Here is an 18,520-nt window from a genome sequence, read left to right on the forward strand (position 1 = left end):
ATGATCAGCCCACCTGGTTGATGGCGTCCTTCAACGCCTTGCCTGCCGCGAATTTCGCGCTCTTGCTCGCCTTGATCGTGATCTGCTCGCCGGTCGACGGATTGCGGCCGGTGCGCTCGGCACGGTCGGCCACGCTGAAGGTGCCGAAGCCGATCAGCTGCACGGTCTCCCCACGCACCAGGGCGCGCGAGAGTTGTTCGAGCGCCGAGTCGAAGGCGCGGCCGGCGTCGGCCTTGCTGAGGTTGGTGTCTTCTGCGATGGCGGCGATGAGTTCGGTCTTGTTCAAAACAGGAATTCCTTTCGATAGAACATTTGTGAAAACCACGGAGGGTCGTCCCCGAGTTTGACCGAATGCGGCGGGCGGATTCCCGCCCGGGCCCGCATATGTGCTTCTAAATCTGCGGACCTGTGACGGATGTCCGCTTCACGCATTCGTGAAGTACTGGGCAGAACGGGGGGCTGGTTACTGTTTCTCACGTAAACCAAAGTCGATCGTGAAGCATTTCCTGTCTAAATGTTAGTAATTCACATATCTTGTGGCCTCACTGACGGCCACGGCGCTCATCCGAAGCAGCGCCTGACAATTTCAACCAAGGAGTCCGCATGAAAAAAACCGCCGCCATTGTGATCTTCTCGTTTGCGATGACCCTGCTCCTGAGTGCCTGCGTGTACCCCGTGGTGGACCCGGGGCCAGGGCCGGGCAAGGGCGGCTTCTGCCCGCCTGGACAAGCCAAGAAGGGCAACTGCTGACCCGCGACCCTGTGCAGCCTGCGCGGGCGGCAGTGCCGCGCGCCAGGCCTGCCTGAATCGAACGCTCGATCCGGGCCGGGAACACGAAGCCGCCACCTCATGACTTCTGCATACACGCTCCGCCAGAACCGGATCGCACTCGTGGACTCCGACGCCCTGCAACGCATGTGCACCGGCAGTTCGCTGAAAGCCATCGGCATCGACCACGCCTCCTTCGAGCATCTTCATGGCCTGATCAACGCCGCCCGCGAAGGGCGGCGCTTCGATGCCATTCTTCTTGGACTGCACGCGGATGCAGCGCCGGTCGTGGCGCTCATTGCCGACGTGTGGAGCGCGCTCGGCCAGCGCGTTCACGTGTTCTTCATGGCGCATCCGACCGAACTGCCCCACGCGCAGGAGGCGCTTTCGCGGTCGGCTGTCGGCGGATGGCGTTCGCAGGTGATTCTTTCCCCCGCGAGCGATGCCGAATTGCGCGCCGTCTTTCACGGCAAGGGATTCCATGCTTAGCCCGTTCCTCGGCGACCCGAGCCCGGACGAGCCGGCTCCACCTCCCGCGCGGCCGGCCTGGCTGGCCTTGCTGCCCGTGCTCCTGTACGTTCTGGCGACCGTTTCCTTTCTGGCCATGGCGATGCGGGTGCCAAACATCGTTGCCGCGGCCCTGTTCGTGACGGCGGCCATCGTGTCGCTCGGGGCGGGCCTCATTCTCGGCTTGAGCCTGTGGCTCTTCCCGGAGCTTCCGCGCTAGTTCTTCCGCCGCTTCGCAACGACAACGACAACGACAACGATGAACAAGCCCGCACCGTCGATCTTCCGCATCCAGGATTGGCGCGGAACATTGGTTGCCGCCCTGGTCGCCCTCCTGATCGTGATGGCCGTGGTCATGAAGTGGCTGGTCGAATTCCAGGTTTCGGCGGCGCAGGAACGCCGATCGCTTGAGGCGCTTGCCCGCCGGGCCGAGGCGCAGTGCTTCGGACTCGCAACGCATCGCGCAACGCAGGCCTGCCTGGCGCAGCGTGCGGCCCAGGCCAATCTCGCAAAATAGAAAGCGCCTTGCGGGCGGCAGGCCCGCGGCGCTGCTAGCGTGCCCTGGGCTGCTTGCCAGCCTTCGGCTTCTGGCGCGCGGCAGCCTCCAGCGGCGCGCATTCCGCGAACTCCTGCGAGCCCATGTTCAAGAGCGGCAGCAGCGCGGCAGCGGGCGCCACCGCGCCCAGCGCAATCGCCGAACCCAGCTTGAGCGCCACGGCGCCCTTGTCGACGCCGACGTCGGGGTTCTTGAACGTGCCCTTGACGTACAGCGGCGAGCGCAGCGAAAGAACGCGCAGCGCCTTGTTCCGCGGCTGGATTTCCAGCGCGAGCTGTTCCCTGGAAAGATCGATGAGCCCGCTCACGTTGACGACCGACTCGTCCGTGTCCAGCACGAAGGAGCGCGTCTGCATGACGCCCTGCGTCACCGTGAAGTCGCTCGCAAGGCAGTTCAGCTGGACCTGCCTGTCGCCGAACAGCTGGGTCGCCACCACGCTGCCGATGTTCAGCCCCATGGCCTCGAGCAGGAACTTGCTCATCGTGCCCTTGGTCACCAGCGCCTTCACCTCGCCGTTCGAAGTGCCCAGCAGGGCCGCGACGGAGTTGCCGGATGCGGACAGCGCCGCGTCGCCGCCGACTTCGCCCAGGCTGGCCTGCATGGTGTCCAGCGTCGGAAAGAGTTCCTTGATCCTGAGCCGGCGCGCCGAGAGCTGCAGGTTGGCGCGGATCGGGTCCTGCCGGCCGTCGAGCTTGACCGTGGCGGCCAGGGTACCGCCCGCCACGCCAAAGCTCAACGGCGTGAGCGAGAGCACACTGTCCTTCAGGTGAAGATCCGCCACCAGGCTGTCGATGGGCAGGTCCTTCGCATGGAAGATCTTGCGGCCGGCAAACTTGACGTCCGCATCGATGCTGCCCCAGCTTGCGGTGTCGAACTTCTCCACCGGCAGCACCTTGCCCACCGGCTGGACGGCCGCGGCTCCCCGCTTGGCCTTGCTTGCGTTCGAATCGGCGCCGATCAGCGGCGCCAGGTCTTCCAGCCGCAGCTGGTTGGAGTGCACCTGGCCGCGCAGCAGCGGCCGCGGCTGCTGCGAGACGTATTCCAGCGTGCCCGCAATGTCGCTGGCGCCCACGCGCCCCTTGAAGTTCTCGTACAGCCAGCGCCCCCCGGCCTTGTCGAGCTTGCCGACCAGATGGCCTTCGGTGCTGAACGGGGGCGTGTTGGGCAGCGTGATGCCGGTGATCGGGTACAGGTGTGCCATGCTCGCGCCCGAGAGCTTGAGCCGCAGGTCCAGCGCGGCCAGCGCGTCGGGCTTGGTCAGCGTGCCGGCGATGTCGATGCGCGTTGCACCTACCTGCACGCCGGCCTGCAAGGGATAGGGCTTCGTGTCCTGCTGCAGCGAGAGTACGGCGCCGGCCTTGCCGCTTCCTTGCACCGGCGTCTGGCGGAAGGTGCCGCCGAGCTTCCAGCCGATGCCGTAGCCCTCGGCGCTTTCCGTGGGCAGGCTGTCGATGTCGACCTTGAGATCGAGCCTTGCCGTTGCATCGGCAAGCTTCACCGTGCCTTGGCTCAGCACCAGCCGCTGCAGGTCGAGCTTCCAGCTCGAGGGCTCCGTGCCGCCGGGTGCGGCTGCCAGCGTCCAGTTGTTCTTGCCGTCCACGGTGCGTTCGAGCGACAGAACGGGGCCGGCGAGCTCGAGCGTGGGAATGCGGATGGTGTGGTTCAGCAGGGGCAGGGGGTTCAGCGAGAAGGTCAGCTGCCTGATCTCGGCCAGGTGCGGGCCGGTCTTGCCCCAGTCGGCATTGCCCAGCGTGATGTCCTGTGCGCTCAGCCTCGGCCACGGCACCCAGCGGCGCCAACCTGTTTCGGCTTCGGGGCTCGCCCACTGCAGGACCAGGTCGCCGCGGATCGCGAAGGGGCGGCCGGTCGCCTCGCTCACGCGCTGGTTGATCCATGGCCTGGCGCGGTTCCAGTCGAAGCTCAGGAGGGCCGCGATGCACAGCGCCACCAGCACCGACAGGAGAAGCAGGCCCCACCCCACGGCGCGGGGAAACATCGATGATTTCATTTTTTCACTCCCTTGAGACGGCCCTTGCGCAATGCAGCCATTGCAGGGCACTGTACCTTCCGCAGCTCTGCGCGAACTGCGAACGGCAGCAAGGGAGTGAGTCGCCCCGGGAGCGGCGCGTTCACGAGGGCGGCCGATGCCGGCGCCCGATCGTGAAGAATTTCACTTCGAGCGCGCTTCGATCAGGCTTCTATCGCAGCACCAGCACCGGAATGTGCGAGTGGGTCAGCACATGCAGCGTCTCGCTGCCCATCAGCAGCCGCGCCAGGCTGCGCCGGCCATGCGAGGCCATCACGATCAGGTCGCACTCCTGGTTCTTGGCCGTGGCGATGATGGCTTCGGCCACCTGGTTCGACTTCATGACGATGGCCTGCGCGCTGCGCACCCCCCTGGCGATGGCGGCGCTCCTGACCGCATCGACCAGGCGCTGGGCGGCCTGTTGCGCCTGTTCTTGCGAGGCTTCGATCTCGCGCTGGTTCAGCACCATCGAGCCTTCGAAATAGCCATAAGGCTGGAGGTGCGCGACGTTGACGCTCACCAGTTCCGCCTGAGCCAGCAGGGCAAGATCGATGGCGGTGGCGACCGCCTGTTCGGAGAGCGAAGAGCCATCGGTGGCGACGAGAATACGCTTGTACATGGCCGACTCCTTGGCCCCCGGCACTGCGGGTGCCTTCGCATTTCAGTCTAGTTCGCGGGTATGGGCGCTACAAGCAAGGAAGCTGGGCTCCCGCCCCTAATCGCGAGCCAGGGGCGGGAGCCCGCGCCGCCGCGCCCTGGCAGCGCGGCCGGCACCCGATTCAGAGAGTCGAGCGGAAGGAGCCGCCCTCGACGCGCACCGCGGCGTTGGTGTGGTTTATTTCTCGAGGCGCTTGAGCATTTCTTTGGCCACGCCGACCGCCGAGGCGGGGTTCTGGCCGGTAATGAGCTCACGGTCGCTCACGACGTTCGAAGTGAACGGGACCTTGTTGCTGCTGTAGGCGCCGCCGGCCAGCTGCAGCGCGGTCTGCGGATAGAACTTCATCACGCCACCCTGGAGCAGCCCCTTGGCCAGTTCTTCCTCCTGATTGCTGATCACGGTCATGCGATAGCCCGCATAGATCCAGTTGGGGCGCTGCCCGACCGTGCCGCGCGCCGCCAACCGGGTCGTGAAGCCTTGTGCATCGGACAAGGTCGAGAGCAGGGCGATCGGACCGTGGCATACGAGCGCCGTGGTCTTGTTGCGTGCATGGAAGTCGGCGAGCAGCCGGCCCAGTTCAGGGCTGGTGAGCAGATCCTGCATGGGCGCGTGGCCGCCCGGAACATAGACCGCATCGAAATGCGCATAGCCGATCTGTGCGACGCGCGAGAGGCTCATCACCGGCGAGTCCGTGCGCGAGGTGAGCTTCAGCTTGTCGAGCAGCGCCTTGTGCTGCTCCATGGCGGACACGTCGCCGTCGAAGTACATCTTGTCGACCGATGACGCATCCACCGTGGGCGCATTTCCCCGCGGCGTGGCGAAAGTCACTTGATGGCCGGCGTCCAGCAGCAGCTTCACCGGCTGCATCAACTCGTTCAGGTAGAAGCCGGTGGCGAAGACCTTGCCGTCCTTCAGGTCGAGGTGGTCGGAGTCCGACAGGACGACCAGCACGTTGGCGGCCTGGGCGCCGAGTGCGCAAAGGCCGAGCAGCGCAGCGGCGACGAGGGGGCGTAGAGGGAGAACGGATGGGGATGCGGTGGTGGAAGTCATGATTCGACTGTATTGATGGTTGCTCGGGCGATAAACTGGTGTTCGGGGAAAAAATTAGTTCTTTGGGGGACAAGATGGGGCGAAGATTCGATCACCTGGGAGATGTGGAAACCTTCGTCACAGTGGTCGAGAAGGGCTCCATGACGGCCGCTGCCGTGGCACTGGCCACCACGCCGTCGGTGCTCAGCCGCGCCATCACCCGGCTGGAAACGCGGCTTGGCGTGCAGCTGCTGCGCCGCACGACGCGGCGCCTGGGCCTCACCGAAGAGGGGCGGGCCTACCTGGAGCAATCGCGCGCGGCTTTTGCGCTGATCGACGATGCCGAGCGCGCGATGCAGGGCCGGGGCGACGCGCTGGTGGGCAGCGTGCGCCTGAGCGTGCCCACCACCTACGGCCACCACCGGCTGCCGGCGCTGCTGCAGCGGTTTTCCGCGCAGCATCCGCAGGTGCGCGTCGAATTGAGCATCACCAACCGCAACGTGGACCTCGTGGCCGAGGGCTACGACCTCGCGATCCGGCTGGGCCAGCTGCCCGACAGCGGCCTGGTCGCGCGCAAGCTCGAGGACGCGCCGATGTGCCTGCTCGCGGCACCGGGCTACATCGAACGCGCGGGCGCGCCGGGCAGCATCGCCGAGCTCGCACGCCACAGCTGCCTGCCCTTCGTGATGCCGAGCACCGGCCGCGTGTCGCCATGGCTGCTGCGCGAGCAGGGACGCGACGTGGATTGGCTGCCGCACGGCGCCCTGCAGGTGTCGGATGACGTGCTCGGCGTGGTCTCGCTGGCGCTGGGCGGCTTGGGCATCTGCCAGACCTACGACTTCATCGCACGCGACCTTGTTGCGCAGGGCCGGGCCGTCGAGGTGCTGGCGCAGGCGCGCGGGCGCACGCGGCCGTTTTCAGTGATCTATGCGCCGCACCGGCGGCTCTCGTCGGCTTCGCGCGCGCTGATCGATTCGCTGGCGGGAAACGCTCAGCCCGGCCCCGGCGCCTCCCACGCAAACCCCACGCCGTAGACCGAGCGGATCCAGTCGTGCGAGGGCGTGACGGCGCCGAGCTTGCGCCGCAGGTTCTTGACGTGGCTGTCGATGGCGCGCTCCGTCACGTCCATGGTGTCGTCGTAGGCCAGCTCGAGCAGGCGCGCGCGCGAGAAGATGCGGCCCGGGTGCCGCGACAGCACCTGCAGCAGCCCGAACTCGCGGCGCGTGAGATTGAGCGGCGTGCCTTCGAGCGATGCGCGCCAATGCACGTCGTCCAGCACCAGGCCGGACATGCCATGGCGGGCCTGGCCGCGCTCCGCGGGCGGCTCGGTGCGCCGCAGCACGGCGCGCACGCGCGCCACCAGTTCGCGCGGGGAGAAGGGCTTGCAGACGTAATCGTCGGCGCCCAACTCCAGCCCGAGCAGGCGGTCGACCTCCTCGATGCGCGCAGTGAGCATGATGATCGGATGACTGGTGTGCTCCCGCACGCGGCGCAGCACCTCGATGCCGTCGAGACGCGGCAGCATGATGTCGAGCAGCGTGAGTTCGGGCGGCGACGCGATCAGATGGTCGAGCGCGCTCTGGCCATCGGCGAAATGCGTGGTCTCGTAGCCGGCATGGCGCAGGTAGTCCTGAACCACCGATGCGATGTCGAGTTCGTCCTCGACGATGACGATGCGGGTCATGGCGATGCGGCCCTGGAGAGCGGAAGGGTGATGGTCACGCGCAGCCCGCCGAGTTCCGAAGCCTGGGCGTCGATGATGCCGCCATGGGCCTCGATGGTCGCGCGGCAGATCGACAGGCCGAGCCCGGAGCCGCCGAGCTCGCGGCTGCGCGAGGACTCGCCGCGGAACAGTCGGTCGAACAGGCGCGGCATTTCCGGCTCGGGAACGCCGGGCGCGCTGTCGTCGAAATCCAGCGTCAGACTGTTGCCCGTCCAGGCGCCGTCGACCGTGGCGCCGATGCGCAGCCGGCCGCCGGCGTCGGTGTAGGCGAGCGTGTTCTCCAGCAGGTTCATGAAGACCTGGTGCAGCCGGTGCGCGTCGCCGTCGATCATCGGCTGGGCCTGCGCCGAGATGCGGTCGATGGCGCTGCGGTCCACCGTGATGCCGCGCGCGGCGAACCGGTCGCGCGTGTGGTCGAGCGCTTCCTTCAGCAGCGAGAGCGGGAACACGGTGGTCGCGAGCAGGTCGCTCTGCGGCTCGCGCATGCTGCTGCGCAGATCGTCCACCAGCTGGCCGAGCCGAATCACCTGCCGATGCAGCCGCAGTGCGGTGCGCTCGTCGAAGCTGCGCACGCCGTCCTGCAGGGCCTCGATCTCTGCGCGCATGGCGGCCAGCGGCGTGCGCAGCTCGTGCGCCGCATCGGCCAGCCAGGCGCGGCGCGAGGCCTCCACCGTGTCCAGGCGCTGCGCCATGTCGTTGAAGGTCTTGCCGAGCAGCGCGAGCTCGTCCGAGCCATGCACGGCCACGCGCGTGGACAGCCGCCCGCGCGCCACGTCCTGCGCGGCCTGCGTGAGTTCGTCGATCGGCCGGAACCAGCGGCGCGCCAGCAGCCACGACAGCATCAGCGCAAAAGCCAGCCCGCACAGGCCGGTAAGGGCGATCACGCCGGACTGGCGCGCGAGGAAGGCGCGGTCGGCCTCGCTCTCCAGGCCCTGCATCGGCGCGAGCACCAGGTAGCCGACGACCGAGCGGCCGTGCCGGATCGGCAGGCGCGCGGCATTCTCCGGGTCGACCTTCGCGCCGACCACGTGCGCGCCGCGCGCATCGACCACGCCCAGGCGCTGGAAGATCGAATCGGCGGCTTCGCGCGGATCGGGAAAGAACCCCAGCGGCGGTGGCGGCGCAAAGCGCCTGGGCAGCAGCTCGAGCTGGGCAGAAGGCGGAGGAGGAGGCGGCGGCCGGGATCCGTTCTCGCCACGGCTTTCGGACCCATTGCCGCCGCCGCCCGGCCCGCGGTTCTCGTACCAGGGCGGGAGCTTTCTTTCGTCGGCGTTGCTCGCGCCGTCGAGCACGGCGGCGAGCCGGCCCATCTGCAGGCGATGCCAGGCGTCGTCGTTGCCCTGCAGCTTCTTCCAGTCGCCGTTGGCCGCATAGTGCTTGAGCAGCAGCTGCGAGAGCCAGTCCATGCGCCGGATCTCGATCTCGGCCACGTAGGAGCCTAGGCCGCGCTGCAGCGCCACGATGGAAAGCCCGGCGAAGCTGAGCAGCAGCACGATCAGCAAGGCGGCCAGCGCCAGGAAGATCTTCCTGGAAAGTGTCAGGCGCGGCATGGGCTCGGGGGAGGCATGGCCGCATTCTGCGGCACGCGTTCGGGGCGGGGAGGCGTCATGGGAAACGGCCGATCATGGCCACGAATCGAGGAGGAAATTGGGAGAGCCGTCCCTCCCACATTTCTCCCCAATCAAATCGCACGATGCGTGCCATGAACCCGTTCACGCACCGACGCCCAAAGACGAAGAGGACCTTCCAGGCCCTTGTGGCCCCCGCGCTCGCATGGGTGAGTCCGGCATACTGCGCGCCGGCGCCATGGTCCTGGACCGAGCTCTGGTCCGACCCGGGCATCGACACGCTGTTGCTGCTGCTGGCCGCGCTTTTCTGGGCGGTGACCCATGTCTGGGCGCTGCTGGTCGTCTGGGCGGAAGCACGCGCCACCCGATCGGCCGGGACCGGCATCGCGGCAGGAAAAGAGAAACCATGACGGCACAGGGCAGCAAGGCCGAGGCCATCGGATGCCGCGGTCTCTCGCTCAAGAGCGAGGCACGCACAAGGGCCACCGTGCCCCAGTGCACTTGAGCGCCGTCTGGCACGCCCGCGCCGAAGCTGCGGAAGACGACGGGCCCATGCTTTCGCAGCGCCTCCTGGGTTTGCTGGCTTGCTGCGGCCTGGTGATCGGCATCGTGGTGGCGGCGAGCGGCGGATGCGTCGTGGCCGGCAAGGCCAGCGCAGGCAGTTCAACTCTTTCCACCCTGGCGCCGATCATGGCCACCGACAGCCGGGCCGCCCGGCCGTCGCACACCGCCTGCGTGCCGTCTCAGGCCGGCCGTTCCTCGAAGGCGAAGCCGACACCGTAGATCGAGCGGATCCAGTCGTGCGACGGCGATGCGGCGGCGAGCTTCCTGCGCAGATTCTTGATGTGCCCGTCGACCGCGCGCTCATTGACGTCGAGCGCGTCCGGAAACGCGGCCTCGAGCAGCGCCGAGCGCGAAAACACCCGACCCGGCTCGCGCGAGAGTGCCTGCAGCAGGTTCAGCTCGCGGCCCGTGAGCGCGAGCAGCCGCCCCTCGATCCTCACGCTGTGGGAGCTGCCGCCGAACGCCACGGAAGGCGAGGCCATGGCGGCGCACTGGCGCTGCGCATGGCGTCGCAGCACCGTGTTCACGCGCGCCACCACTTCGCGCGACGAGAAGGGCTTGCACACGTAGTCGTCGGCGCCCAGGTCCAGGCCGCGCAGGCGGTCGGCTTCGCGCGTGCGGGCCGTCAGCACGATGATCGGATGGTCGCTGTGCGAGCGCACCTGCTCCAGCACCCGGAGGCCGCCGATGCGCGGCAGCGCGGTGTCGAGCACCGTGAGGGCCGGCGGCGACCTGAGGATGCGGTCGAGCGCGGCTGCGCCATCGGCGATGTGCTCCACATCGTGGCCGGCGCGCTGCAGCCCTTCGAGCAGCGCGGCGGCCATCTCGCGGCCTTTTTCGGCCAGCAGGATGCGGCTCATGGATGGGTGCTCCGCTTCAGAACGACGTGCCGATCTGGAACTGGAAGCGCTGCGTCCGGTCCGCCGCAATGCCGTTGGCTTCGTCGAGCTTCTGGTACACGAGCGGCACCGCATAGGCCAGGCGCAGCGGACCGAGCGGAGAAATCCAGCTGATGCCCACGCCCGCCGATGCGCGCAGGCGGTTCTGTGCCTTCCACTGCGCGTCGGTCATGCTCGCGGTGCGCTCCGCGAACACGTTGCCGGCATCGAAGAAGGTGTAGAGCCGCAGCGACCGGTCGTTGCCCGCGCCCGGGAAGGGCGTGCTGAACTCCATGTTGAAGATCGCCTTGCGCGTGCCGCCGAGCGCACCGCCCGTGACCGCATCGGTCGGCCCGAGCGAGTTCTGTTCGAAGCCGCGTATGGAACCGAGCCCGCCCGCATAGAAGTTCTTGAAGATGGGATACGTGGTGCCGCCCAGCGCCTTGGCATAGCCGAGCTGGCCGTTGATGGCGAGCGTGTACTGCTTGGACAGCGCGAAGTACTGCTGGTACTGGTAGGTGCTCTTCAGGTAACGCAGATCGCTGCCCACGCCCACCTCGAGGTTGGCGCTCTGCAGCCGGCCCTTGGTGGGCACCAGCGCGCTGTCGCGGTCGTCGCGCGCCCAGCCGATGGTCGCGGGAATGCCCACCTTGCTCTTCGAAGCGCACACAACGCTCGGCGCGGTGCCCGTGCACTGGAAGTAGTCGAGGTAGGCCTGCGGCGTGCCGGTGTACACGTAGGAGCCGTCGACCAGCGTGTAGGCGCCGTTGGTGCCCGGCGTGAAGCTGTAGCGCTCCACGCCGATGCCGAGGTAGACCGTGTCCAGTTCCCCGAGCGGCAGCCCGAAGCGCACCGAGCCGCCATCGCTCGCGAGCTTGTAGTTGCCGTCCGCCTCGTAGTAGGGGCGGGTGGTGGTGTGGAACAGGTTGAAGGTGCGCGAGATGCCGCTCGGCGTGAAGTACGGGTCGGTGGCCGTGAGGGAGATGGTGCGGTTGTACGAGCTCGTGTTGACCTGCAGGCCCAAGTAGTTGCCCGTGCCGAACACGTTCTCCTGCGTGATGCCGAAGCTCAGCGACACCTTGTCGGTCGATGAGTAGCCCGCGCCGAGCTGCAGCGAACCGGTCGGCTTTTCGGTCACGTTGGCCGCCAGGTCGACCAGGTCGGGCGACCCCGGCACCTCGGTGGTCTCGATATTCACGTCGGTGAAGTAGCCGAGGCGGTCCACGCGGTCGCGCGAGAGCTTGATCTTGTTGCCGTCGTACCAGGCGCCCTCGTACTGCCGGAATTCGCGGCGGATGACTTCGTCGCGCGTTCTTGCGTTGCCCCCGATGTTCAGGCGCCGGACGTAGGCGCGCCGCGAGGGTTCCGCCCGCAGCACCAGCGTGACTCGGTTGTTGTCGCGGTCGATCTCGGGTTCTGCCTTGACGCGCGCGAAGGCATAGCCGACGGTGCCGAAATAGTCGGTGAAGGCCCGGGTGGTGGCGTTCACGTCTTCGCCGTTGTAGGGCTGGCCGGGGCGGATCGTCACGAGCGACTTGAACTCGTCTTCGCGTCCCAGGTAGTTGCCCGAGAGCTTGACGCCGGCCACCGCAAACTTCTGCCCCTCGGTGATGTTGATCGTGAGCGTGAGCGTCTCCCGGTCCGGTGAAATGGCGACCTGCGTGGAATCGATGCGGAACTCGAGATAGCCGCGCGTGATGTAGAAGGAGCGCAGCGTCCCCAGGTCGCCGTTGAACTTGCTGCGCGAATACTGGTTCGACTTGGTGTACCAGCTCAGCCAGCCGCCGCTGTCCTGGTCGAACAGGTCGAGCAGGGTGCTTTCGCCGAAGGCCTGGTTGCCGACCACGCGCACTTCCTTGATGCGCGCGGACTCGCCCTCGGTCACGGTGAAGGTCAGGTTGACGCGGTTGCGCTCCAGCGGCGTCACGGTCGTGATGACCTGCGCACTGTAGAGGCTGCGGCTGATGTACTGCCGCTTGAGTTCCTGCTCCGCGCGGTCGGCCAGCGCCTTGTTGTAGGGCTGGCCCTCGGCCAGGCCCACGCTGCGCAGCGCCTTCTGGAGCGCGGCCTTGTCGAACTCCTTGGTGCCGACGAAGTCGACGTCGGCAATCGACGGGCGTTCCTCGACGATCACCACCAGCACGCTGCCGTTGATGTCGATGCGCACGTCCTTGAAGAGGCCGAGCTCGAACAGCGAGCGGATGGCTGCGCTGCCGCGGTCGTCGCTGTAGGTGTCGCCCGCCCTGATGCCGAGCGTGGCAAACACCGTTCCTGGCTCCACGCGCTGCAGGCCCTCGAGCCGGATGTCCCTGACGGTGAACGGATCGGCGGCCCAGGCTGGCGCGCAGGCGATCGAGAGAAACATGGCGGCAAGGACGCAGGCGGGCTTGGAAGGATTCATCGCCGCATGGTCCCCGCCAAAGTCGGAGAAATCTGGGATGCCCTGCGTCCCGCGGGGGCGTGCCGCAGGCGCCGCTACTGCAGTCCGATGCCTGCCGCTGCAGCAGCGCCCATGCCGTTCCAGCGTGTGTAGATCTGCTCGCTTCTTTCGCGGCAGTTCTGCATGTGCTCGTCGAGCGAGAGGCTGCCCTGGATGTCGAGCAGCCGCTGCGCGGTGCGGTCGATGGCGTCGGCATCCAGCAGCGGATAGGTGCGCGCGGTGCGGCCGTTGTTGCGCACCAGGCGCGCAATGTAGGGCAGGTCCTGCTGCGTGATCACGGCAGCGGGCATCACGCCTTCGAGCTCGACACCCTCGCAGGGCAGCAGCACGAAATACTGCAGCCGCAGCTCGTCGTTCAGCAGGCTTCGCAGCTGCGTGGTCTTGCGGCCGCCCTGCCAGGCGGGGTCCTTCACCTCGCGTGCCCGGCTGCAGCCCTGCAGGCGCAGGAACCAGCGCGGCGGCGCTTCGGCCGATTTCTTGCGGTAGACGAAGGCATTGCGCCAGGCCTTGATCTCGAACAGGTAGACGCCGGTTTCGCACACCAGCACCGCGTCGATCATGGCGGTACGCACCACGCTGCCCTCGGGCATCGGGATGATCAGGTTGCGAAGAATGCGCAGGTGGGAAAAGGCCGGGCTGAATGCGCTGGCGAGCTGCTGCACACCCAGCGAGGCCGCGGTGGTGTTCTGCAATGCAATGGTCATGTCGGACTCCTTCGGGTGCCGAGCATTGCGTGCCATTTGGGAGATTTCTGGTACGAGGCCTTGCAGGGGCGAGGGGCTTGGGCGTGCGCGCAAACAACAGTCGATGCAAGGCGGGCCGCGTCGACCAGATTCCTCCAAATTTGAAAAGGACCATCGGTCCAGCCGCTCGATGAAGAGCTGCTGAAAACCGGAGAAACCTGAATGAAGAAATCCCTCACGGCACTCGCCGCGCTGGCCGCTGCCGGCCTGGCCTCTGCCCAATCGTCCGTCACGTTGTTCGGCGTCGTCGATGCCGGCGTGACCTACCAGTCGGTCACCTCGCGCGACGCGACCACGGGCCTCGCCTCCAAGCAAAGCAAGTGGAGCCTCGCCAACTCCGGCTACAACTCCAGCCGCATCGGCTTCCGGGGCACGGAAGACCTGGGCGGCGGGCTGGCCGCCAGCTTCTGGCTCGAAGCGCCGATCACCAACGACGACGGCGCCACCGGCATCAACACCTTCAACCGCCGCTCCACCGTGAGCCTCTCGGGCGGCTTCGGCGAGCTGCGCCTGGGCCGCGACTACACCGCCACCTTCTGGAACGACACCGTCTTCGATCCGTTCGGCACCAACGGCTCGGGTACCAACGTGATCAGCACCGTGAACGGCAGCACCGGCCTGAACAACGCCAACTATGCGCGCGCCAGCAACATGGTCGGCTACTTCCTGCCGCCCAACCTCGGCGGCTTCTACGGCCAGCTGCAGTACAGCTTCCACGAGAACACGGACACCGATTCCGGCACCACCACGGCCTCGACCAACAGCAACGCCGGCCGCTACGTCGGCGGGCGCTTCGGCTATGCCAACGGTCCGCTGGACGTGGCCCTGGCGCTGGGCCAGAGCATCGCCACCGACACCACTTCGCTCACGCGCAAGGTGCAGACCATCAATCTCGGTGCGTCGTACGACTTCGGTCCCGTCAAGCTGTTCGGCGAGCTGTCGAACGTGAAGAACAAGTTCGACCTGGCCGCCGGCGACAGCCACGACAGCTACAACGGCTACCTGATCGGCGCCAGCATGCCGGTGGGCGCGGGCGTGATCCGCGCGTCGTACTCCACCGTACGCTACGACGAAGGCGCCGTGGGCATCACGGGCGAAGATCCGCGCGCGCAGAAGCTGGCCATCGGCTATGTGCACAACCTGTCCAAGCGCACGGCCCTGTACGCGACGGTGGCACGCGTGAACAACCGCAACGATGCGGCCTACACCGGCAGCCTGAGCGCCGCGAGCACCACGGGCTACGGCAGCGCCGGCGTCAGCTACACGGGCCTGCCGCGTTCGTCCACGGGCTACGACTTCGGCATCCGGCACTCGTTCTGACGACAGGCGGTGTGCGGCGGGGCAGCGCAGTGCGCAGCCCCGCCGCATGTGCCCGTGAACTTGTTCATGAGTTTCAAATGACCAGAATCCATCATCACTTGGCGGGCCTGCTCGCCGCTGCCGGCTTGTCCGGCTGCATCATGCTTGCGCCACCGCCGCCCCCTGGTCCGCCACCCGGCTGGAGCGGGCACGCGGGTTTTCGCGGCGAAGCGCCGCCAAGGCCGCCGATGGCCGCATGGGATGTGTGCGCTGGCCAGGCCGAAGGCGCGCGCCCAGTGCTTCCGGGCCCGCGCGCCGATAGCTTGTCGGGTACTTGCGAACGCGGCCCCGGCGGTGCCCTGGAGTTCCGGCCGCCGCAGGGGCGTTGAAGGCGCACGACCCATGTATTCAAGCAATCTGGGCCTGGCCATTGCCATCGTCGTCGCACTCGGCCTGGCCGCGGTGCTGGCCTTCATCGCCTCCCTGCTCGTTTCCAATCTCAAGGCCGGCGCGCAAGCACGCGAGATGGCCGCACAGGCCCGGCGCGAGGCGCAGCAGAAGATGCACGAGAGCAGCATGCAGGACCTCCGGCCGCTTGTTGCGTCGCTGCGGAGTCTCGAAAGTTCCGAAGGCGCATCCGGCTGGCCTATCCGCTTCGACATCCGGGTTCCGCACGAGGTGGTGCCTGTGTTCGGCATCGAGGCCGAGCTGGAGGATCTGCTCTCGAAGGTTGCGCGGTATGCGACGGAGGTCATGTCCCCCGGCGCCACGCTGCAGGTCTCGGCGCGGGTGGAAAGCGGCCAGGCCGTCGTGCACTGGAGGGATCTCGACGCCTCCGACGCGAGCCCGCCGCTGGCGCGCTTCCTCGAGGCGACGCAGGCCGTCGGCCATGCCAGTGCACGCGTGTGCGAGCGCATTGCCAGCCGCCACGGCGGGCGCATCTATGCGGCGCCGCACGCGGGCGGCGCGCTGGGCCTGACGCTGCGCCTGCCGCTGCCTGGGCAGACAACATCGGTGGCGGGCTGAGCACCAGGCTCTGCATGCTGCGCCAGCCGTTCACGCGGGTCATTCGATACCGCCGAGAACGCCGGCCTTCGCCCCGCGCGATACTTGCGGCCGTCTGTCCTGGCCGCCAATGTTTATTGCTTGTTCCGATGTCTAAGCTGCGATCCGTTGTTCTCTTGCCCTCTTTCGGTCCTTTCGTCCGCGCATTCGCCGCGGGCGCTGCAGTCTTCGCTGCCGGGGCGCTGCATGCGCAGGCCTTGCCGCCCGGCGTGCGGCTCGGAATGACGCCCGGCGAACTGCAGGCCGCGATGCCTGCGCTCGAGCGTGTGCAGCGGCCGCAGCGGCTCGCAGGCGGCCTGATCGGCAGCTGGCAGGCGGCGCCGGTCTGGATGGCGGGGCTGGTGTTCGAGCCGATCTTCTTCTTTGCCGATTCGCAGCTGCGGCGCGTCGAGTTCCTCGCATCCGCGCAGGCCCTGCCCGACGGCGGTGCGGCCGCATTTGCCGAACTGCTTCGATGGGGGCGCGGGGCTTTCGGCGGCGAACTGGCGTCGAACGATCCCGGCACCGCCTACGCGGCGTGGACGAGCGAAGCCGCCGACGTGTACCTGCAGCACGTGCGCGATGCACGCCGCGCGAGTGTGCGGCTGGTCTACAAGGCGCGGCAGGTCCGCGATGGCAGCGAGCTCTGAAGGAGAGCGGCTCAGGCCGCGTCGAGCATGCCGCGTTTCTCGATGAACGCCACCACCTCGGCCACGCCGGTGTGGGTCTTGAGGTTGGTCATCACGTAGGGCCGCTGCCGGCGCATGCGCTGCGTGTCCTGCTCCATCACGTCGAGGTTCGCGCCGACGTAGGGCGCAAGATCCGTCTTGTTGATGACGAACAGGTCGCTCTTGGTGATGCCGGGCCCGCCCTTGCGCGGAATCTTCTCGCCGGCCGCCACGTCGATCACGTAGATCGTCAGGTCCGACAGCTCGGGGCTGAAGGTGGCCGCGAGGTTGTCGCCGCCCGATTCGACGAACACCACGTCGGCATCGGGAAAATCCTCGAGCATGCGGTCGATGGCCTCGAGGTTGATGGAGGCGTCTTCGCGGATGGCGGTGTGGGGGCAGCCGCCGGTCTCCACGCCCATGATGCGCTCGGCGGGCAGGGCGCCGGCCACGGTCAGCAGGCGCTGGTCTTCCTTGGTGTAGATGTCGTTGGTGATGGCGACGAGGTCGTACTTGTCGCGCATGGCCTTGCAGAGCATCTCGAGCAGCGTGGTCTTGCCCGAGCCGACCGGGCCGCCGATGCCCACGCGCAGCGGCGGCAGTTTCTTGGTGCGGTGGGGAATGTGGTGCAGGGCGGAGGTCATGGGGGTTGTCCGGTTCGGTCAGCTTCGAAAGAGGCGCGAGTATTGTGTTTCATGTCGTGCCGACAGCACGGCCAAGAGGGGCGCAAAGGCCTGGCGCCCGTCGTCGCCAAGCTGCATTGCGCGCTCGACGGCGGCGGGGATCTCGTTGGCGAGCCGCGCCAGGATGCGCTGGCCCGCGCTCTGGCCGAGCGGCACGGCCTTGACTGCCGCGGCCACCATGTTCTCGGCCCAGCCGAAGGCAAAGGCCAGGCAGCCGTCGTGCACCGAGGCGCCGGTGCGGCTGGCGGCAAAGGCAAAGGCGACGGGATAGCTCGCGGGCAGGCCGGCAAAAACGGCAGCTGTGTCCTCGTGGTGCAGCTTGAGCCATTCGACGAAGGAGCGGCCCATCTGCTCGGTCTGCAGGAAGAATTCGGCCGATTCGCGGGTGGTCATCACCCAGGTGTTGAGTTCGCGGATGCGCGCTGCATCGCCCGCGCGCCAGGCTGGGATGGCCTGCGCCACGAGCGCGAGGTCGCCGCGCGCGAAGCTCAGGTGCAACTGGTCGGAGAGCCACTCGATGGCCTTGGCTTCCGAATCGATGCCGGCCCATTCGACGGCCGCCTCGACGCCTTCCGAATAGGAAAAACCGCCCACGGGCAGGGCCGGGGAGGCGAGCCAGATGAGCTGCAGGAGGCTATGGGCGTCGGGCATGTCAGCTTTTCGCCGCGCGTTGTGTTGCGGGGTGCTCGCGACGAACCGGGAAGCAGGATCTCATTTCAGTGAGAGTGCCCGTGATGGCCGTGGTCGTGACCGTGCGAATGGTCGTGGTCATCGAGCAGTTCCGGTGCGAGCACGAGCGGCTTCGGACCTTTGCTGTTGCCATGGTCGTGCGCATGATCGTGGCCGCCGCCATGCGAATGCTCGTGCGACCCATACGCGCCGCCCTCGGGCTCGAAGGCTTCCTCGGCCGCCACGACGATCAGGTGCATCGATCGCAGCATGTCGGCCAGCACATGGTCGGGCTCGATCTTCAGGTGGTCGGGCTTGAGCTCGATCGGCACATGCCGGTTGCCCAGGTGATAGGCCGCGCGCGTCAGGTCGAACGGCGTGCCGTGGGCCGTGCAATGCGCGATGCGCAGCACCGGCTGCGGCGCCGCGATGACGCGGATCAGCGAGCCGTCTTCGGCCACCAGCACGTCGCCGCCGCGCACGGCGGTGCCACGCGGCAGGAACACGCCGATCTGCCGGCCCTGCGAATCGGTGGCGTCGAAGCGGCTTTTCTGGCGCACGTCCCAGTCGAGTTCGATGGTGGCAGCGCGCTTGAGCAGCACGGGCGCAAGGCCGCGGCCTTGGGGCATGAGTTTGTTGGCGGTGAGCATGGTGGCTTGCGACTCCCAGTGAGGCGGAATAATATAACGCTTGTTAT

General features: G+C 67.5%; 22 protein-coding genes. 10 read left to right on the top strand and 12 right to left on the bottom strand.

Annotated elements, in window-relative coordinates:
* Nucleotides 1-4: 4 nt before the first annotated feature.
* Nucleotides 5-286, bottom strand: a complete 282-nt coding sequence (locus tag EJO66_RS24795; protein WP_015867040.1) for an HU family DNA-binding protein — start codon at nucleotides 284-286, stop codon at nucleotides 5-7.
* Nucleotides 287-603: 317 nt separating this feature from the next.
* Between EJO66_RS24795 and EJO66_RS32650 the strand changes: the two genes are divergently transcribed.
* From EJO66_RS32650 to EJO66_RS24810, 4 genes are all read left to right on the top strand, one after another.
* On the top strand, nucleotides 604-750 hold the full coding sequence (locus EJO66_RS32650) for a hypothetical protein (protein ID WP_164547893.1): 147 nt from the start codon (nucleotides 604-606) through the stop codon (nucleotides 748-750).
* A 99-nt stretch (nucleotides 751-849) separates the two neighbouring features.
* Nucleotides 850-1,257 (top strand): hypothetical protein, encoded by a 408-nt coding sequence (locus EJO66_RS24800; RefSeq protein ID WP_124960713.1) that lies wholly within the window; start codon nucleotides 850-852, stop codon nucleotides 1,255-1,257.
* Complete coding sequence (locus tag EJO66_RS24805) at nucleotides 1,250-1,495, top strand: hypothetical protein (protein WP_124960714.1); 246 nt, start codon at nucleotides 1,250-1,252, stop codon at nucleotides 1,493-1,495. Before EJO66_RS24800 ends, EJO66_RS24805 begins: the two co-directional genes overlap by 8 nt.
* A gap of 39 nt (nucleotides 1,496-1,534) precedes the next feature.
* The gene (locus EJO66_RS24810) at nucleotides 1,535-1,792 is read left to right on the top strand and encodes a general secretion pathway protein GspL (protein ID WP_124960715.1); all 258 of its coding nucleotides are present in this window, start codon (nucleotides 1,535-1,537) and stop codon (nucleotides 1,790-1,792) included.
* A gap of 34 nt (nucleotides 1,793-1,826) precedes the next feature.
* Here EJO66_RS24810 and EJO66_RS24815 read toward each other — a convergent pair whose 3' ends face one another.
* The 3 genes from EJO66_RS24815 to EJO66_RS24825 all read right to left on the bottom strand — a co-directional run bounded on the left by EJO66_RS24815 (nucleotide 1,827) and on the right by EJO66_RS24825 (nucleotide 5,565).
* Complete coding sequence (locus EJO66_RS24815; protein ID WP_125966398.1) at nucleotides 1,827-3,839, bottom strand: AsmA family protein; 2,013 nt, start codon at nucleotides 3,837-3,839, stop codon at nucleotides 1,827-1,829.
* A gap of 190 nt (nucleotides 3,840-4,029) precedes the next feature.
* Nucleotides 4,030-4,476: a universal stress protein gene (locus EJO66_RS24820; protein WP_124960716.1), complete on the bottom strand. Its 447-nt coding sequence runs from the start codon at nucleotides 4,474-4,476 to the stop codon at nucleotides 4,030-4,032.
* 216 nt (nucleotides 4,477-4,692) lie between these two features.
* Nucleotides 4,693-5,565: a type 1 glutamine amidotransferase domain-containing protein gene (locus EJO66_RS24825; RefSeq protein ID WP_124960717.1), complete on the bottom strand. Its 873-nt coding sequence runs from the start codon at nucleotides 5,563-5,565 to the stop codon at nucleotides 4,693-4,695.
* Between the two features lie 74 nt (nucleotides 5,566-5,639).
* Here EJO66_RS24825 and EJO66_RS24830 point away from each other — a divergent pair, with 74 nt between their 5' ends.
* Nucleotides 5,640-6,578, top strand: a complete 939-nt coding sequence (locus EJO66_RS24830; RefSeq protein ID WP_125966399.1) for a LysR family transcriptional regulator — start codon at nucleotides 5,640-5,642, stop codon at nucleotides 6,576-6,578.
* Here the strand turns inward: EJO66_RS24830 and EJO66_RS24835 are convergent.
* Both EJO66_RS24835 and EJO66_RS24840 read right to left on the bottom strand, forming a co-directional pair.
* Nucleotides 6,536-7,228: a response regulator gene (locus EJO66_RS24835; protein ID WP_125966400.1), complete on the bottom strand. Its 693-nt coding sequence runs from the start codon at nucleotides 7,226-7,228 to the stop codon at nucleotides 6,536-6,538. The two genes, EJO66_RS24830 and EJO66_RS24835, sit on opposite strands and share 43 nt — an antisense overlap.
* A complete protein-coding gene (locus tag EJO66_RS24840) occupies nucleotides 7,225-8,817 on the bottom strand; it encodes an ATP-binding protein (protein ID WP_125966401.1) in 1,593 nt (530 codons plus the stop codon). The genes EJO66_RS24835 and EJO66_RS24840 overlap by 4 nt, the downstream gene beginning before the upstream one ends.
* A 143-nt stretch (nucleotides 8,818-8,960) precedes the next feature.
* Between EJO66_RS24840 and EJO66_RS24845 the strand changes: the two genes are divergently transcribed.
* Together EJO66_RS24845 and EJO66_RS24850 are read left to right on the top strand one after the other, a co-directional pair.
* On the top strand, nucleotides 8,961-9,245 hold the full coding sequence (locus EJO66_RS24845) for a hypothetical protein (RefSeq protein WP_240648737.1): 285 nt from the start codon (nucleotides 8,961-8,963) through the stop codon (nucleotides 9,243-9,245).
* Nucleotides 9,246-9,330: 85 nt separating this feature from the next.
* Nucleotides 9,331-9,618, top strand: a complete 288-nt coding sequence (locus tag EJO66_RS24850; protein WP_240648739.1) for a hypothetical protein — start codon at nucleotides 9,331-9,333, stop codon at nucleotides 9,616-9,618.
* Here the strand turns inward: EJO66_RS24850 and EJO66_RS24855 are convergent.
* From EJO66_RS24855 to EJO66_RS24865, 3 genes are all read right to left on the bottom strand, one after another.
* Entirely contained in the window at nucleotides 9,579-10,259 is a 681-nt protein-coding gene (locus EJO66_RS24855; protein ID WP_125966404.1) for a response regulator, read from the bottom strand. The genes EJO66_RS24850 and EJO66_RS24855 overlap by 40 nt on opposite strands.
* Before the next feature lie 16 nt (nucleotides 10,260-10,275).
* Nucleotides 10,276-12,678, bottom strand: coding sequence for an outer membrane protein assembly factor BamA (gene bamA, locus EJO66_RS24860; protein ID WP_125966405.1), 2,403 nt, complete (start codon nucleotides 12,676-12,678; stop codon nucleotides 10,276-10,278).
* Nucleotides 12,679-12,752: 74 nt separating this feature from the next.
* On the bottom strand, nucleotides 12,753-13,421 hold the full coding sequence (locus EJO66_RS24865) for a nuclease-related domain-containing protein (RefSeq protein ID WP_125966406.1): 669 nt from the start codon (nucleotides 13,419-13,421) through the stop codon (nucleotides 12,753-12,755).
* Nucleotides 13,422-13,622: 201 nt separating this feature from the next.
* Here EJO66_RS24865 and EJO66_RS24870 point away from each other — a divergent pair, with 201 nt between their 5' ends.
* The 3 genes from EJO66_RS24870 to EJO66_RS24885 all read left to right on the top strand — a co-directional run bounded on the left by EJO66_RS24870 (nucleotide 13,623) and on the right by EJO66_RS24885 (nucleotide 16,453).
* Nucleotides 13,623-14,780, top strand: a complete 1,158-nt coding sequence (locus EJO66_RS24870) for a porin (protein WP_125966407.1) — start codon at nucleotides 13,623-13,625, stop codon at nucleotides 14,778-14,780.
* A gap of 381 nt (nucleotides 14,781-15,161) precedes the next feature.
* Nucleotides 15,162-15,785: an ATP-binding protein gene (locus tag EJO66_RS24880; protein WP_125966409.1), complete on the top strand. Its 624-nt coding sequence runs from the start codon at nucleotides 15,162-15,164 to the stop codon at nucleotides 15,783-15,785.
* Between the two features lie 155 nt (nucleotides 15,786-15,940).
* The gene (locus tag EJO66_RS24885; RefSeq protein ID WP_223262399.1) at nucleotides 15,941-16,453 is read left to right on the top strand and encodes a hypothetical protein; all 513 of its coding nucleotides are present in this window, start codon (nucleotides 15,941-15,943) and stop codon (nucleotides 16,451-16,453) included.
* 11 nt (nucleotides 16,454-16,464) lie between these two features.
* Here the strand turns inward: EJO66_RS24885 and ureG are convergent, their stop codons facing one another.
* The 3 genes from ureG to ureE all read right to left on the bottom strand — a co-directional run bounded on the left by ureG (nucleotide 16,465) and on the right by ureE (nucleotide 18,473).
* Complete coding sequence (ureG, locus tag EJO66_RS24890; RefSeq protein ID WP_021008924.1) at nucleotides 16,465-17,115, bottom strand: urease accessory protein UreG; 651 nt, start codon at nucleotides 17,113-17,115, stop codon at nucleotides 16,465-16,467.
* Between the two features lie 18 nt (nucleotides 17,116-17,133).
* Nucleotides 17,134-17,805 (bottom strand): urease accessory protein UreF, encoded by a 672-nt coding sequence (locus tag EJO66_RS24895; protein ID WP_125966410.1) that lies wholly within the window; start codon nucleotides 17,803-17,805, stop codon nucleotides 17,134-17,136.
* A 65-nt stretch (nucleotides 17,806-17,870) separates the two neighbouring features.
* Complete coding sequence (gene ureE / locus EJO66_RS24900) at nucleotides 17,871-18,473, bottom strand: urease accessory protein UreE (protein ID WP_124960731.1); 603 nt, start codon at nucleotides 18,471-18,473, stop codon at nucleotides 17,871-17,873.
* Nucleotides 18,474-18,520 lie beyond the last annotated feature (47 nt).

Origin of the sequence: Variovorax beijingensis (assembly GCF_003951285.1) — a bacterium.
GTDB lineage: Bacteria > Pseudomonadota > Gammaproteobacteria > Burkholderiales > Burkholderiaceae_C > Variovorax > Variovorax beijingensis.

Bases quoted from the DNA above. Each gene is read 5' to 3' on its own strand.
- EJO66_RS32650 (WP_164547893.1), top strand. From the start codon at position 604: ATGAAAAAAACCGCCGCCATTGTGATCTTCTCGTTTGCGATGACCCTG.
- EJO66_RS24800 (WP_124960713.1), top strand. From the start codon at position 850: ATGACTTCTGCATACACGCTCCGCCAGAACCGGATCGCACTCGTGGAC.
- EJO66_RS24805 (WP_124960714.1), top strand. From the start codon at position 1,250: ATGCTTAGCCCGTTCCTCGGCGACCCGAGCCCGGACGAGCCGGCTCCA.
- EJO66_RS24810 (WP_124960715.1), top strand. From the start codon at position 1,535: ATGAACAAGCCCGCACCGTCGATCTTCCGCATCCAGGATTGGCGCGGA.
- EJO66_RS24815 (WP_125966398.1), bottom strand. From the start codon at position 3,839: ATGAAATCATCGATGTTTCCCCGCGCCGTGGGGTGGGGCCTGCTTCTC.
- EJO66_RS24820 (WP_124960716.1), bottom strand. From the start codon at position 4,476: ATGTACAAGCGTATTCTCGTCGCCACCGATGGCTCTTCGCTCTCCGAA.
- EJO66_RS24825 (WP_124960717.1), bottom strand. From the start codon at position 5,565: ATGACTTCCACCACCGCATCCCCATCCGTTCTCCCTCTACGCCCCCTC.
- EJO66_RS24830 (WP_125966399.1), top strand. From the start codon at position 5,640: ATGGGGCGAAGATTCGATCACCTGGGAGATGTGGAAACCTTCGTCACA.
- EJO66_RS24835 (WP_125966400.1), bottom strand. From the start codon at position 7,228: ATGACCCGCATCGTCATCGTCGAGGACGAACTCGACATCGCATCGGTG.
- EJO66_RS24840 (WP_125966401.1), bottom strand. From the start codon at position 8,817: ATGCCGCGCCTGACACTTTCCAGGAAGATCTTCCTGGCGCTGGCCGCC.
- EJO66_RS24845 (WP_240648737.1), top strand. From the start codon at position 8,961: ATGCGTGCCATGAACCCGTTCACGCACCGACGCCCAAAGACGAAGAGG.
- EJO66_RS24855 (WP_125966404.1), bottom strand. From the start codon at position 10,259: ATGAGCCGCATCCTGCTGGCCGAAAAAGGCCGCGAGATGGCCGCCGCG.
- bamA (WP_125966405.1), bottom strand. From the start codon at position 12,678: ATGAATCCTTCCAAGCCCGCCTGCGTCCTTGCCGCCATGTTTCTCTCG.
- EJO66_RS24865 (WP_125966406.1), bottom strand. From the start codon at position 13,421: ATGACCATTGCATTGCAGAACACCACCGCGGCCTCGCTGGGTGTGCAG.
- EJO66_RS24870 (WP_125966407.1), top strand. From the start codon at position 13,623: ATGAAGAAATCCCTCACGGCACTCGCCGCGCTGGCCGCTGCCGGCCTG.
- EJO66_RS24880 (WP_125966409.1), top strand. From the start codon at position 15,162: ATGTATTCAAGCAATCTGGGCCTGGCCATTGCCATCGTCGTCGCACTC.
- ureG (WP_021008924.1), bottom strand. From the start codon at position 17,115: ATGACCTCCGCCCTGCACCACATTCCCCACCGCACCAAGAAACTGCCG.
- EJO66_RS24895 (WP_125966410.1), bottom strand. From the start codon at position 17,805: ATGCCCGACGCCCATAGCCTCCTGCAGCTCATCTGGCTCGCCTCCCCG.
- ureE (WP_124960731.1), bottom strand. From the start codon at position 18,473: ATGCTCACCGCCAACAAACTCATGCCCCAAGGCCGCGGCCTTGCGCCC.